The organism is Terrabacter aeriphilus, assembly GCF_039542985.1.
GTDB classification, from domain to species: domain Bacteria; phylum Actinomycetota; class Actinomycetes; order Actinomycetales; family Dermatophilaceae; genus Terrabacter; species Terrabacter aeriphilus.
In genome coordinates this window covers 1-13,231 of record NZ_BAABIW010000007.1, presented here as the reverse complement: position 1 = coordinate 13,231, position 13,231 = coordinate 1, and the positions used below count along the sequence as shown (strand labels likewise).

Below are 13,231 nucleotides of genomic sequence, written 5' to 3'. Positions count from 1 at the left end.
GTGTCACGCGCGGCCGGAGCCGCGGGGGCCGGAGCCGGCGCGGCGGGGGCGGCGGCTGCGGGAGCAGCCGGCGCGGGCGCCGACGGCCGGGCGGCCGACGGCGTGGACGTCTGGGGCGCGGCGGGTGCCGCGCTCGTGGGGGCAGCCTTGGGGGCTGCCGGCTTCGTGCCGCCGCCGGACGAGCCTTCCCTCGGGAAGGTCTCGATGATCTTGCGGACGACGGGGGGCTCGATGGTCGACGATGCCGACCGGACGAACTCTCCCTGGCTCTTCAAGTGTGCGAGCAGTGTCTTGCTCTCGACTCCGAGCTCCTTGGCGAGCTCGTAGACCCGGACCTTAGCCACATTTCTCCTGTCTCGGTCCGGCCTGAACAGGAAGTGGCCGAACCGTGGGTTATCGCTGGGGCTTGCTCATCGCTGAGTACTCATCGGGTGCTCATAGCGTTTTCAACCCGCCTCGTGGTTCGTTGACTGATCTCTGACTGATCCGGCGCGCCCGTTCGCGGGTCGTGCCGGTGCGTGCTGCTCGTGGTGGAGACCGAGGTGTCGCGCGACCGCGCTCACGTCCAGGGCGACCTGCAGGCGCAGGGCACGACCGAACGCCTTGCGGCGCACTGCCAGCTCGAAACACTCGGGCGTCGGGTGCAACCACGCACCACGTCCCGGCATCCGGTGTCGTGGGTCGGGGCGGAGCGTGGCGGGAGGGGTGCTCCCGGGGTGCTCGTCCGTCGCCGCGACCACTCGCAGCAGGGCCGACCAGCTATCCGTTCCTCGACATCCCACACAGGTGCGGGATGGCTCGTCGCGGGGTCCAGTCCGGTCGGCCACGCATCAGTCTACCGCGTCGGCGCCGCGCGGAGCGCCATGGGTCGACCCGGTCCGTCCGCCCGCCCGGGTTGTCCCGTATGCCGGGTGGTGCGGGCCGTCTGCCGCGGACCCTCCCGAACGGGCTGCAGAGCGGCCACGCACCGGGGAGCCCGCACACGCCCGCGGACGCACGGCGGGGCCCGGCGGTCAGGTCGGGCGGTCAGGCTCCCGCGGCCGGGGCCTCGGTGTCGGGACGGATGTCGATGCGCCACCCGGTGAGCTTGGCTGCGAGGCGGGCGTTCTGGCCCTCCTTGCCGATCGCGAGGCTCAGCTGGTAGTCGGGCACGACGACGCGGGCCGTGCGGGCCGACGCGTCGACGATCTCGACGGACTGCACGCGCGCGGGCGACAGCGCGGCCGCGACGAAGGTGGCGGGGTCGTCGGCGTAGTCGACGATGTCGATCTTCTCGCCGCGCAGCTCGGTCATGACGGCGCGCACGCGGGCGCCCATCGGGCCGATGCAGGCGCCCTTGGCGTTGACCCCGGCGACGCGGCTGTGCACGGCGACCTTGGTGCGGTGGCCGGCCTCGCGGGCCAGGGCAGCGATCTCGACCGTGCCGTCGGCGATCTCGGGCACCTCGAACTTGAAGAGGGTGCGCACGAGGTTGGGGTGGGTGCGCGAGAGGCCCACCTGCGGGCCCTTCGGCCCACGCTTGACGCTGACGACGAAGCAGCGCAGGCGCTCGCCGTGCACGTAGCGCTCGCCGGGCACCTGCTCGGCCAGGGGCAGGATGCCCTCGACCGTGCCGAAGTCGACGAGGACGTTCCGGGGGTCCTGGCTCTGCTGGATGATGCCGGAGATGACGTCGCCCTCGCGGCCCTTGAAGTCGCCGAGGATCGCCTCGTCCTCGAGGTCGCGCAGGCGCTGGACGATGACCTGGCGCGCCGTCGAGGCCGCGATGCGGCCGAAGCCGACGGGCGTGTCGTCGTACTCGGGGCCGGGCTCGCCGCGCAGGGGGCGCTCGCCCTCCTCGGCCACCGGCAGCAGCTCGCCCTCCTCGCGGGCCCACACGATGACGTGGCCCGTCTTGCGGTCGAGCTCGACGCGCGCGATGCGCTGGCTGCCGTCGGTGCGGTGGTACGCGACGAGGAGGGCCTGCTCGATGGCCGGGATGAGCACGTCGAGGCTGATGTCGCGCTCCCGCTCCAGGGCGCGCAGGGCTGCGAGGTCGATGTCCATCAGTTGTCCCTTTCCGGTGCGGACGGCTCGTCCGCGTCGTTCTCGTCGTTCTCGTCGTCGTCGAGCACGTCGTCGTCGTGCTGGTCGTCGTGCTGGTCGTCGTGCTGGTCGTCATGCTGGTCGTCGTGCTCTTCTGCGTGCTCGTCGTCGCCCGTGGCGGCCGGACGCGTGAACTCGACCTGCACGGCCGCGCGCTGCACGCCGTCGAGGTCGAGCTCGACGCGGCGCGCGGCGGTCTTGCGGGTCGCCGGCACGTCGAGCACGAGCCGGTCGCTGCCCACCTCGGCGAGGCGGCCGGTCTCGGTGCCCTCCGCGTGGGCCACCTCGACGAGCCGGCCGACCTGGCGGCGCAGCTGGTCGCGCGAGGTCAGGGTGCGACCCACGCCGGGCGAGGAGACCTCGAGCACGTAGGGCGCCTGGCCCATCACCTCGCCCGCGTCGAGCTCGTCGCTCACCGCGCGGGTGGCCTCGGCCACGGCGTCGAGCGAGAGCGGTGGCACGGGACTCGTGGTGTCCGCGTCGTCGAGGCCGCTGATGTCGGTGTCGACGAGCACGCGCACGAGCCGGCGCTTGCCGGCAGGCGACACGGAGACGTCCTCGACGACGAGCCCGAGGGGCGCGAGCACGGGCTCGAGCGCCGCTCTGATCTGCTGGGCCGTGCTCATGCGTCGACGCCTCCTGCTCTTCTCGAATGTCCGGCGCCGGCGCCCCTTCGCAGGGGGTCCGTCGTCGCGTGCCCTCCACTCTATCGGCGTCGGGGGGTCGTCGCCGACCACCGCCGCCGTGCGAGGATCGGCGCATGGACGGCGACACCCGTGGGCTCGGGACACGGGTGGGTGGGGGTCGTGGCGCTGTGTCGCGGCGTCTCCTCCTGCTCGGCGGCGCCGGTTCGATCGCCCTCCTCGCGGGCTGCGGCCTGCGTCTCGACCTCCCCCAGCCGCCCGCTCCGGTGCCCACGCGGCGCCCGGCCGCCGACGAGACGTTGCTGCTCGCCGTCGTCACCGACCTCGCGGGCCTCGTCACCGCGGCGGGCCAGGTGCTGGCCGCCGACGACACCGACGCCTCGACGGTGCGCACGGTGCGCGCCGTGCGCTCGGTGCTCCGCTCGCAGCTCGCCGTCGTGCGCGGCCGCCTCACCAACGCCGGGGTGCCGACCCGCACCGTCGACGCGGCGGCGCGGGCGGTCCCCGGCACCGCGGCCGTGCGCAGCGCCTCCGCGCTCGCGTCGCGCCTCGACGCCGTCGGCCCCGCGCAGTGGCAGCGCGTCGCGGCCGCCTCCGCCGAGACGCGCCGGCTGCTCACGACGGCGTATGCCGCCCGCCTCGCCTCCGGGGTGCTGCTCGGTGGCGACGTGGCCCTGAGCGCCCCGAGCCCCGCCCGGCCCGCGGTCGTGGCCCGCACCCAGCCGCTCGTCTACGCCTTCGAGGTCGTCGCGGCACAGAGCTCTGGTCGGCAGCGGCGCACCGCCGAGACCACCCTCGAGGCGTTGACCCGGCTCGAGGCCGCGGTGTCGGGCCCGGGCACGAACCTGCCGGCCGGGTGGTCGCTGCCCTTCCCCGTGACGTCGTCGGCCGACGCGAGCAGGCTCGCCACGCACACCCTCTCGGCCGCCGTCGAGACCACGGCCTCGCTCGCCGGCGCGAGCCCGACCGCCGCCGCCCTCGACGACGTCGCACGGTGGAGCGCCCACGTGCAGGCCGTCGCGACCCGCTGGGACCTGCCCCTCACCGCCTTCCCGGGAGCCACGACGTGAGCTACGACCCGATGTACGACCTCATCCCCGCGCACTTCGCCCACGCGGTGAGCGGCTACGAGCCGGACGGCTACCTCTCCGGCGACGACTGGATCGACGAGCTGCCCGGGCTCATCCGGGCGCTGCTCGCCGAGTGGGAGCTCGAGCCCGTCGGCCGCAGCGAGAGCGGCGTGTGCGCCGTCGCCATCCCCGTGCGCCTGCTCGGCGCCGGGCGCGATGCCGTCGGGGTGAGCGGCGAGGCGGTGCTCAAAATCTCCTGGCCGCACCCCGAGGCCGCCACCGAGCACCTGGCGCTGCAGGCGTGGGACGGCCGCGGCGCGGTGCGGCTCGTGCGGGCCGACCCCGCGCGCTTCGCCCTGCTGCTCGAGCGTGCCCACACGCGCGACCTCTCCCGCGTCGAGATCGACGACGCGTGCGGCGTCATCGGCGACCTGCTGGCCCGGCTCGAGCGGCCCGCGCACGCCCGCGTGCCGAGCCTGACGGCATACGCCCACCGACAGGCGGAGGAGCTGCGCGCGGCCCCGGCGGTGCTGCCGCGGCGCTACCTCGACCAGGCCGCGTCGCTCGCGACCGACCTCGTCGACCGCGGCGCACCCGAGCGCCTGCTGCACACCGACCTGCACTACACGAACGTCCTCGCCGCCTACCGCGAGCCGTGGCTCGCGATCGACCCGAAGCCGATGAGCGGCGACCCCGCCTTCGAGGTGGCGCCCGCGTTGTGGAACCGCGCGGACGAGCTCGGCACCGGCTCGCAGATCCGCTGGTCGCTGCGCCGACGGCTCGAGATCATCTGCGAGCGCGCGGGACTCGACGAGGAGCGGGCCCGGGCCTGGACGATCGTGCGCGAGGCCGACAACGCGGTCGACGCCGCGCAGGGCCTCACGGGCGACGACGCGGCCGACGCGTGGGCGCACGACCGGATCAGCCTCGCGGTCATGATCATCAAGGCGATGAACGACTGAGCGGACCCCGCGGCCGGTCTGCACGAAGGCAGTTGGACGGCGGTTCACGTGCAGTTCAGGGGGTGGACGGGGACTCGGGTCAAATCGTTTCGACTCGGCGGGCGCGAACACCTACGCTTGGACGCGCCGCCCCTGACGACCGATGCCGAAAGCCGTGCCCATGCCCCGCCCCGCCCTGTCCGCGTTCCGTGCTGCCCGAACGGTCCCGCCGACCCCGGCCCGTGAGATCGCGCGCATCGCCGTGCCCGTGAGCATGGAGTTCGTGCTCATGCTCGTGCTCAACTTCGTCAACCAGATCGTCGTCGGCGGCCTCGGCGCCACCGCGATCGCGGCGGTCGGCTTCAGCAACAGCCTCACCTTCATCCTCGCCGTCACCCTCGGCTGCCTCGGCACCTCGGTCAGCATCCTCGTCGCGCGAGCGCACGGCGCGGGTCGCCGGGACGCCCTGGACCACACCGTCACCGCGGCGCTCCTCGTCGCCCTCGTGCTCGGCGCCGTGGTGTCCGTGGTGCCGTGGTTCTTCGCCGACCACCTCATGGGTCTCGTCGGTGCCTCACCCTCGGTGGCGGCGGCCGGCACCGACTACTTCCGCCTCACCGTGCTCGCGACCCTTCCGGTCATGCTGAGCGCGATCCTCTCGGGCGTGCTGCGCTCGGCCGGGCGCCCGACGAGCCCGATGATCGCGACCATGGTGACGGTCGTCGCCAACTCGATGATCGCCTACTCCCTCGTCGTCGGGCTCGGCCCGCTCCCCTCGCTCGGGGTGGCGGGCGCCGGCTGGGCGACCCTCGTCACCGCCGTGGCCAAGGCCCTCATCCTGCTGGCGATGACGTTCCGGCGCGGCGGCGTCGTGGGCTGGAGCCTGCCCGACACCGCGCTCCAGTGGCGGGCGGTCGTCGTGCCGCTCTTCGTCCTCGCGCTCCCCCTCGGGGTCACCGAGCTCTTCTGGACCGTGGGCACGTTCCTCTACAACGTCGTCTTCCAGCAGCTCGGCGACGCGGCCCTCGCCGCGGCACAGATCGTCACGACGCTCGAGGGCGTCTTCGTCGTCGGCAGCATCGGGCTGATGAGCGCGACGACGACGCTCGTCGGGCGCTCGGTCGGCCGCGGCGACGTCGCCGACGCGACCGCCTGGGTGCGGCGCCTGACCCGCGCGGGCATCGGCACCGCCGCGGTCTTCGGCGTCCTCTTCGCCGCCTCGGTGCTGCTCCTCGACGTCCTCTTCGGCGAGGCGGGCCGCGACGTGCGCGTCATGGCCGGCGTCGGCATCCTCATCAACGCGGCGTTCCAGGTCGTCAAGGTGCGCAACATGATCGTCGGCGCCGGCGTGCTGCCCAGCGCGAACGACGTGCGCGGCGTCATCATCGGCGACGTCGTCGGTGCCTTCGTCGTCGGCCTGCCGCTCGCCGTGCTCCTCGGGCTGCACACGCCTCTCGGCTACGTCGGCATCTTCGTCGCCCGCATCGTCGAGGAGCTCGCGAAGCTCGCGATCTTCTCGTGGCGGGCCCGTCGGATCCGCTGGGAGTCGCTCGTGACCCAGCGCTCGGACGTCGCGGCCGCGGCCTGACCCGCTCGTCGGGCCACACCCGTGTGCGTGGGCCGCGAAGGTCAGCCCCGACCGGGCGGCTGGGCGCCGACGGTGCGTCGCCGAAGGCGCCGTCCGGGCGCGCGGGCGGCTAGTTTCTGGGGAGGCTGTCGCATCCCGCCCACCCCGTTCGTGGAGAGGGTGAACGGCGGCCGACCGGACCGCCGCAGCCGCGGGCCGCAGGGCCCGTCGCGACCACGAGGAGCGAGCCATGACCCAAGACCTCAGCACCGTCGACGACGCCCGGGTGCAGGCGAGCCCGTGCGACCCGCTGCGCCCCACCGAGCCGGGGCGGTGACCGGCATGGCCCGCTACCTGCTGGCCGTCTACGGCCCGGACGAGCCGGGCGAGTTCGGCTCCTACCCCTCCAAGGCGGCGATGCTCGAGTCGTTCGCCGACACCGGCGCCTTCAACGAGATGCTCGAGCGACGCGGCCACCTCGTCTTCGCCGACGGGCTGGAGCCGGCGTCGACCGCGACCACGGTCGACGGGCAGGGCGCGAAGCCGGTGCTCACCGACGGGCCCTACCTGGAGACGAAGGAGCACCTCGGCGGCTTCTGGGTCATCGAGGCCCCCGACCTCGACGTCGCGCTCGACCTCGCCGGCCAGGCCTCCCGGGCGTGCCGCGGCACCGTCGAGGTGCGCCCCTTCCGCTCGGCCGAGTCGGTCCGGGCGCTCGTCGGACCGTGACGACCGACGCCGTCGACGAGGCGCTCACCCGGGTGCACCACGAGGAGTGGGCCCGGGTGGTCGCGGGGCTCGCGCGCCGCTTCCGCGACCTCGACCTCGCCGAGGAGGCGGCCGCCGAGGCCTTCGCCGCGGCGGCGGAGCACTGGCCGCGCGACGGCGTGCCGCCCAACCCCGGCGGCTGGCTCGCGACGACGGCCGCGCGCAAGGCCATCGACTGGCTCCGCCGCGAGGCCCGGCGCGGCCCCAAGCACGAGGCGGCCCTGATGATCCACGACGACGCCCCACCACCGTCGAACGGCCCGGTGGACGACGACCGCCTCCGCCTGCTCTTCACCTGCTGCCACCCGGCCCTGTCCCTCGAGGCCCGGGTGGCCCTGACGCTGCGACTCGTCGGCGGCCTCACCGTGGCCGAGATCGCCCGGGCCTTCCTCGTGCAGGAGACGGCGATGGCGCGGCGCATCACGCGTGCCAAGGCCAAGATCGCGGCCGCGCACATCCCCTACCGGGTGCCGTCGGCCGACGACATCCGTGACCGGCTCGGCGGCGTCCTCGCCGTCATCTACCTCGTCTTCAACGAGGGCTACCTCGCGAGCGACGGCGCGGACGCCGTGCGGGTCGACCTCTCCGACGAGGCGATCCGCCTCGGTCGCCTGCTGCGTTCGCTGCTGCCCGACGACGGGGAGGTGGCCGGGCTGCTCGCCCTCATGCTCTTCACGGATGCCCGCCGTGCAGCTCGCGTGTCGCGCACCGGTGAGCTCGTCACGCTCGCCGAGCAGGACCGTGGCGCGTGGGACCGTGCCCTCGTCGCCGAGGCGGAGTCGTTGGTGCAGGAGCGGATCCGCGCCGTGGCGGCAGGCCGCGACGTGGCAGGGCGCTACCAGGTGCAGGCGGCGATCAGCTCGCTGCACACCGCTGCCCCCACCGCGCAGGACACCGACTGGCCGACCGTCGTCGCGCTCTACACCCGGCTCGCGGTGCTCGACCCCTCACCCGTGGTGCGGCTCAACCGAGCCGTCGCGGTCGCGGAGCTCGACGGTCCCGACGTCGGACTCGCCGAGATCGACCGGCTCGCAGGCGTGCTCGAGGGCTACCACGCCTTCCACGTCGCCCGGGCCGAGATGCTGCGAAGGCTCGGGCGCAGCGGGGAGTCAAGGACGGCATACGACCGCGCGATCGCGCTCGCGGGCAACCCGGCCGAGCGCGCCCTCCTCACCCGACGCCGCGACCAGCTCGCCCGCTGAGGAGCTCACTCGACCTCGCCGGGCCACGCACGGACCTCGGTGGGGTCACGCCGAGAAGGCGTTCCAGCAGATGGCGTCCCGGCTCTGCTGGTCCTCGAGGACGAGGGCGCGCAGGGGCTCGTCGAGCCGGGCCCGCTGCCAGTCGCGCTCGCGTCGCCCCGCGGACGCGTCCGCGGGGTGCGCGGCCCGCACCGCCCGGATCGCGTAGGCGGCCGCGCCGAGGTCGTGCTCGGCGACGTGCGCGACGCAGGCGGCCTGCCCCGCGGCGTAGGCCGCGAACCGGGGCACGCCCCGCAGCGGTCGCGCCGCCCCCATGGCATGCCCACCGAGCGCGCGGGCCTGCATCATCGGCATCTCGCCACGCGCCCAGGCTCGCGCGGCCTCGACCGCAGCGCGCGGTCGACCGTCGCCCGGCTGCGCGCCCTCGAAGAGGTCGAGCACGTGCCCGGCACAGTCGGCCGCCCACCGGGCGAGCCGGCGGTGGTCGTCGTCGGTCAGCGTGCCGCCACGGCGGACCGTGATCAGGCGTGGGTCCCGCACCGCCGGGAGGATCATGGGCCAACCCTGCCACCCATCGGGCCCGCCGTGGCCGGACGCTCGGGGACCGGGCGAGTTGTTAGGGTCGACCATGCTCGGACGCCTCCTCATCCTCCTGCTCTCGGTGCTGCCCAAGCACACCCTCAGCCACGGCGCCGGCTGGCTGGCGACGCGGCCGATCCCGCGCCCCTTGCGCGGTCGCGTGCACCGGGGCTACAGCCGGGTCTTCGGGGCCCGGCCCGAGGAGGCCGCCCTGCCGCTCGAGGAGTACCCGACGCTCAACGCCTTCTTCACCCGCACGCTCAAGCCGGGGCTCCGTCCCGTGGCGGACGCGGCGATCGTCTCCCCCGTCGACGCGACCGTGGGCGCCTACGGCAGGGTCGAGGCGGACACGCTCGTGCAGGCCAAGGGCCGCGACTACTCGCTGGCCGCCCTGCTCGGCAGTCGCGAGCTCGCCGACCGCTACGAGGGTGGCACCTACGCCACCCTCTACCTCTCGCCCAGCGACTACCACCGCATCCACGTGCCGCTGTCGGGCCGCATCACCGCGGCGACCTACATCCCCGGCGAGCTGTGGCCGGTCAACGTGGCCGCGGTCGCCAACGTCGCCAACCTCTTCGCCGTCAACGAGCGCATCGTCGTCGACCTCGAGACCGTGTCGGGCGGACGGCTGGCCGTCGTGCCGGTCGGGGCGACGATGGTCGGGATGACACGCCTCGCCTTCGACGACGCCGTGCACACGAACGCGCGACGGCGCGAGGTGCAGAGCCGGAGCTACGACCCGCCGGTGCGCGTCGAGACCGGAGATCCCTTGGGCCACTTCGAGTTCGGGTCGACGGTCGTGCTCGTGTGCTCGCCCGACGCCGGCTCCATCGACACCCTGACGCCCGGGGCGACGGTGCGTGTGGGCGAGCGCATCGGCGCGCCCGCGGTGGGCGGCGCGTGACCGTGACCAACCGACTCGCACACGCGACGAGCCCCTATCTCCTTCAGCACCAAGACAACCCGGTCGACTGGCGGGAGTGGGGCGAGGAGGCCTTCGAGGAGGCGCGTCAGCGCAACGTGCCGATCCTCCTCTCCGTCGGCTACGCCGCCTGTCACTGGTGCCACGTCATGGCCCACGAGTCCTTCGAGGACGACGCCGTCGCGGCGGCCCTCAACGACCGGTTCGTGCCGGTGAAGGTCGATCGCGAGGAGCGTCCCGACATCGACGCGGTCTACATGTCCGCGGTCACCGCCACGACGGGGCACGGCGGATGGCCCATGACGGTCTTCCTGACGCCGCAGGGCGATCCGTTCTTCTGCGGCACCTACTTCCCCCGCGACCACTTCCTGCGCGTGCTCGCCGCCCTCGACGAGGCCTGGCGCACGCGCGAGGACGAGGTGCGGGCGTCCGGCAACCACATCGCGACGTCGCTGGCCGATGCGCTGCAGCCCCCGACCCCGTATGCTGTCGAGCCCGACGCGCTGTCGTCGGCCGTAGGGCTCCTCGCCCGCCAGTTCGACCACCAGAACAAGGGATTCGGCGGCGCCCCGAAGTTCCCGCCGTCGATGGTGCTCGAGTTCCTGCTGCGCCACCACGCGCGGACGGGCGACGCCGACGCCCTCGCGATGGCGGTGCAGACCCTCGAGGCGATGGCGCGCAGCGGGATGTACGACCAGCTGGCCGGCGGCTTCGCGAGGTACGCGGTCGACGCGGGCTGGGTGGTGCCGCACTTCGAGAAGATGCTCTACGACAACGCCCTGCTGCTGCGCGCGTGCACCTCGTGGTGGAAGGCCACCGGCGACCCGCTCGCCGAGAAGGTGGTGCGTGAGACCGCCGCGTTCGTGCTCACCGAGCTCTCCACCGACGAGGGCGGTTTCGCGTCGTCGCTCGACGCCGACGCCGACGGTGTCGAGGGGCTCACCTACGCGTGGACGCCGGAGCAGCTGCGCGACGCCCTCGGGGTGGACGCCGCCCGGGCCGCCGAGCTGTTCGTCGTCACACCCGAGGGCACCTTCGAGCACGGCGCCTCGACGCTGCAGCTGCCGGCCGACCCGACCGACCCCGACTGGTTCGCCGGGGTCCGCGCACGGCTGCGCGCCGCCCGCGACCTCCGGCCGCAGCCGGGGCGCGACGACAAGGTCGTCACGTCGTGGAACGGTCTCGCCGTCGCGGCTCTCGCGGGGGCGGGGGCAGCCCTCGGGGAGCCCGGGTGGGTGGCTGCCGCGAGACGGTGCGCGTCCCACCTGCTCGACGTGCACGTCGTCGACGGCGAGCTGCGCCGGGCCTCCCGGCGTGGCGTCGTGGGAGCGGCCCGGGCCGTCGCCGACGACCACGGCAACCTCGCCGAGGGTCTGCTCGTGCTCCACCAGGCCACGGCCGAGGTGCGGTGGCTCGACGCCGCGCGCCGGGTCCTCGACGCCGCACGCGCCTTTGCGGCCGACGACGGCGGCTTCCACGACACGGCGGAGGGTGCCGAACAGCTCTACCTGCGCCCCCGGAGCGCGGCCGACAACGCCGAGCCGTCCGGCCAGGCGGCGCTCGCCGGCGCCCTCATCACGCTCGGCGCCCTGACGGGTGACGCGGACGCCCTCCGGGCCGGCGCCCGGGCGACGGAGGCCGGCCTCGGGCTCGCCGTCCGCGAGCCACGGTTCGGGGGGTGGTCGCTGGCCGTGGCCGAGGCGCTCGTCGCGGGTCCGCTGCAGGTGGCCGTGGTCGGCACGGGCGAGGAGGCCGACCGCCTCGCGGAGTGCGCCCGCCGGTCACCCAGCCCCGGGCTCGTGGTCGTGCACGGGGAGCCCGACGCCACCGGCATACCTCTGCTCGCGGGGCGACCGCTCGTCGGCGACGGTGCCGCCGCGTACGTCTGCAGGGGCATGGTGTGCGGGCTGCCGGCGACCGACGTGGAGGCGCTCAGGGCCCAGCTCTCGGCGCCCCCGACGACGCGCTGACGGGCCCGCGACCGCGACGGGCGCGGTGGGATGTTCGGACAACACGCGGGCCCAACATGCGGTTGGTGTAGGGCAAAGTCCGACATTCTGCAAGAATCAACCCATGATGGGTTCAGCACGCACCGCGGTCGTCGTCGAGGACGACGACGACATCCGCGAGCTCATCACGCACAGCCTCACGATGCAGGGGTTCGAGGTCAGGACCGCGGCCTCCGGGCAGGCGGGCGTCGAGCTCGTCATGGCGAGCGACCCCGACCTCGTGACCCTCGACCTCGGGCTGCCCGACCTGGACGGCATCGAGGTCTGTCGGCGCGTGCGTGACGTCAGCACCGCCTACGTGGTCATGATCAGCGCCCGCACCGACGAGATCGACCGCCTCATGGGGCTCGAGATCGGTGCGGACGACTACCTGACGAAGCCGTTCAGCCCGCGCGAGCTGCAGGCCCGCGTCAACGCGATGTTCCGGCGGCCGCGTGCCGCGCGCAACGGGGACGCCACCGACGCCGCTCCGGCCCCGTCGGCGCCCGGTGCGGGAGCCGACAACGGTCAGGTCGCGGCAGCTGCCACCGCGGCGGTCGTCGCCGTCGACGAGGGACCGGCCCTGACGCGTCACGGACGCCTGGCCGTCGACCCCGAGAGCCGCGTGGTCACCGTCGACGAGCAGGAGGCTGACCTCACGCGCACCGAGTTCGACCTGCTCGCCATCTTGTTGAGCGCCCCGCGCCGCGTGTGGTCGCGGGCCGTGCTGCTCGACAGCCTCTGGGGACCGGGCTGGAGCGAGGAGCACCTCGTCGAGGTCCACGTCGGCAACCTGCGCCGCAAGCTGAGCAAGCTCGGCCCGTCGGGCGGTCGCGCCCCCATCCGCACCGTGCGTGGCGTGGGCTACCGCATGGAGGAGCCGGACGCGTTCTGAGCCTGACCTTCCGCTCCGGACCGGTCGGCGTGGGCCTGTGGATGAGCGCCGAGGACTGTCGGTGGTCGTCGGTAGCGTGAGGTCATGGCAAGGGAAAGCGAGACGCTCGAGCTCCTGAGGAGCCGGCTGGCCGCCCTGGAGGCGGACCAGCACTCCCGGGCCGCCGACGCCCCGAGTCCCTTCTGGACAGGCATGACCGTCGGTGTGCCGGCGCCCTCCCCCGCAGCCACCGCCAGCACCGCGACGGACACCGACGCGACCACGAACACCACCTCGGCCCCGCAGGGCAAGCCCGAGCCGAGGGCTCATCAGCGGGCCCGGCAGATCGCCCCCGAGATCCGACCCGTGCAGCGCGGCCACGGCCCGTTCTCCGACGTTCCGCTCGAACGGCTGCAGAACGTTGAGAGCCTCGAGGACCTCGGCGAGCCGGTGACGTCGAATCTGGGACAGGGGCGGGGTCAGGGGCTGGGACCGGGCGGGTTCGAGGCCATGGTCGACGATCCCGACTGGCTCCGCGCCATGGACGCCTACGCCGACCACCGCGCCGAGCAGATCGCCCGCGGCACCTAC

Annotated in this window: 14 protein-coding genes; 9 read left to right on the top strand and 5 right to left on the bottom strand. The window is 74.1% G+C overall.

What is annotated here, in order from left to right; all coding sequences use genetic code 11:
- From ABD979_RS05050 to ABD979_RS05035, 4 genes are all read right to left on the bottom strand, one after another.
- The coding region (locus ABD979_RS05050) for a translation initiation factor IF-2 N-terminal domain-containing protein (protein WP_345506360.1) at window positions 1-344 on the bottom strand (344 nt) is incomplete at its 3' end.
- A 102-nt stretch (window positions 345-446) separates the two neighbouring features.
- On the bottom strand, window positions 447-782 hold the full coding sequence (locus ABD979_RS05045; RefSeq protein WP_345506362.1) for a YlxR family protein: 336 nt from the start codon (window positions 780-782) through the stop codon (window positions 447-449).
- 244 nt (window positions 783-1,026) lie between these two features.
- Complete coding sequence (gene nusA / locus ABD979_RS05040) at window positions 1,027-2,046, bottom strand: transcription termination factor NusA (RefSeq protein ID WP_345506359.1); 1,020 nt, start codon at window positions 2,044-2,046, stop codon at window positions 1,027-1,029.
- Window positions 2,046-2,711, bottom strand: a complete 666-nt coding sequence (locus ABD979_RS05035) for a ribosome maturation factor RimP (protein ID WP_345506358.1) — start codon at window positions 2,709-2,711, stop codon at window positions 2,046-2,048. Before ABD979_RS05035 ends, nusA begins: the two co-directional genes overlap by 1 nt.
- A 134-nt stretch (window positions 2,712-2,845) precedes the next feature.
- On the opposite strand from ABD979_RS05035, the gene ABD979_RS05030 reads away from it, so the two are divergent.
- The 5 genes from ABD979_RS05030 to ABD979_RS05010 all read left to right on the top strand — a co-directional run bounded on the left by ABD979_RS05030 (window position 2,846) and on the right by ABD979_RS05010 (window position 8,277).
- Window positions 2,846-3,799, top strand: coding sequence for a hypothetical protein (locus tag ABD979_RS05030; protein ID WP_345506357.1), 954 nt, complete (start codon window positions 2,846-2,848; stop codon window positions 3,797-3,799).
- Window positions 3,796-4,761: an aminoglycoside phosphotransferase family protein gene (locus ABD979_RS05025; protein ID WP_345506356.1), complete on the top strand. Its 966-nt coding sequence runs from the start codon at window positions 3,796-3,798 to the stop codon at window positions 4,759-4,761. The genes ABD979_RS05030 and ABD979_RS05025 overlap by 4 nt, the downstream gene beginning before the upstream one ends.
- 160 nt (window positions 4,762-4,921) lie before the next feature.
- Window positions 4,922-6,328, top strand: coding sequence for an MATE family efflux transporter (locus ABD979_RS05020; protein ID WP_345506355.1), 1,407 nt, complete (start codon window positions 4,922-4,924; stop codon window positions 6,326-6,328).
- A 321-nt stretch (window positions 6,329-6,649) separates the two neighbouring features.
- Entirely contained in the window at window positions 6,650-7,036 is a 387-nt protein-coding gene (locus ABD979_RS05015; protein ID WP_345506361.1) for a YciI family protein, read from the top strand.
- Entirely contained in the window at window positions 7,033-8,277 is a 1,245-nt protein-coding gene (locus ABD979_RS05010; protein ID WP_345506353.1) for an RNA polymerase sigma factor, read from the top strand. The genes ABD979_RS05015 and ABD979_RS05010 overlap by 4 nt, the downstream gene beginning before the upstream one ends.
- Window positions 8,278-8,322: 45 nt before the next feature.
- Here the strand turns inward: ABD979_RS05010 and ABD979_RS05005 are convergent, their stop codons facing one another.
- Complete coding sequence (locus ABD979_RS05005; RefSeq protein ID WP_345506352.1) at window positions 8,323-8,832, bottom strand: putative immunity protein; 510 nt, start codon at window positions 8,830-8,832, stop codon at window positions 8,323-8,325.
- A 73-nt stretch (window positions 8,833-8,905) separates the two neighbouring features.
- Here ABD979_RS05005 and asd point away from each other — a divergent pair, with 73 nt between their 5' ends.
- The 4 genes from asd to ABD979_RS04985 form a co-directional block, all read left to right on the top strand.
- Window positions 8,906-9,760, top strand: a complete 855-nt coding sequence (gene asd, locus ABD979_RS05000) for an archaetidylserine decarboxylase (RefSeq protein ID WP_345506351.1) — start codon at window positions 8,906-8,908, stop codon at window positions 9,758-9,760.
- A gap of 2 nt (window positions 9,761-9,762) precedes the next feature.
- Window positions 9,763-11,748 (top strand): thioredoxin domain-containing protein, encoded by a 1,986-nt coding sequence (locus ABD979_RS04995; RefSeq protein WP_345506350.1) that lies wholly within the window; start codon window positions 9,763-9,765, stop codon window positions 11,746-11,748.
- 103 nt (window positions 11,749-11,851) lie between these two features.
- The gene (locus ABD979_RS04990; RefSeq protein WP_345506349.1) at window positions 11,852-12,661 is read left to right on the top strand and encodes a response regulator transcription factor; all 810 of its coding nucleotides are present in this window, start codon (window positions 11,852-11,854) and stop codon (window positions 12,659-12,661) included.
- Window positions 12,662-12,745: 84 nt separating this feature from the next.
- Window positions 12,746-13,231 (top strand): hypothetical protein (locus ABD979_RS04985; RefSeq protein WP_345506348.1); only part of this gene is annotated, 486 nt, incomplete at its 3' end.

Bases quoted from the DNA above. Each gene is read 5' to 3' on its own strand.
- ABD979_RS04990 (WP_345506349.1), top strand. From the start codon at position 11,852: ATGATGGGTTCAGCACGCACCGCGGTCGTCGTCGAGGACGACGACGAC.
- ABD979_RS05015 (WP_345506361.1), top strand. From the start codon at position 6,650: ATGGCCCGCTACCTGCTGGCCGTCTACGGCCCGGACGAGCCGGGCGAG.
- ABD979_RS05020 (WP_345506355.1), top strand. From the start codon at position 4,922: ATGCCCCGCCCCGCCCTGTCCGCGTTCCGTGCTGCCCGAACGGTCCCG.
- nusA (WP_345506359.1), bottom strand. From the start codon at position 2,046: ATGGACATCGACCTCGCAGCCCTGCGCGCCCTGGAGCGGGAGCGCGAC.
- ABD979_RS05005 (WP_345506352.1), bottom strand. From the start codon at position 8,832: ATGATCCTCCCGGCGGTGCGGGACCCACGCCTGATCACGGTCCGCCGT.
- asd (WP_345506351.1), top strand. From the start codon at position 8,906: ATGCTCGGACGCCTCCTCATCCTCCTGCTCTCGGTGCTGCCCAAGCAC.
- ABD979_RS05035 (WP_345506358.1), bottom strand. From the start codon at position 2,711: ATGAGCACGGCCCAGCAGATCAGAGCGGCGCTCGAGCCCGTGCTCGCG.
- ABD979_RS05030 (WP_345506357.1), top strand. From the start codon at position 2,846: ATGGACGGCGACACCCGTGGGCTCGGGACACGGGTGGGTGGGGGTCGT.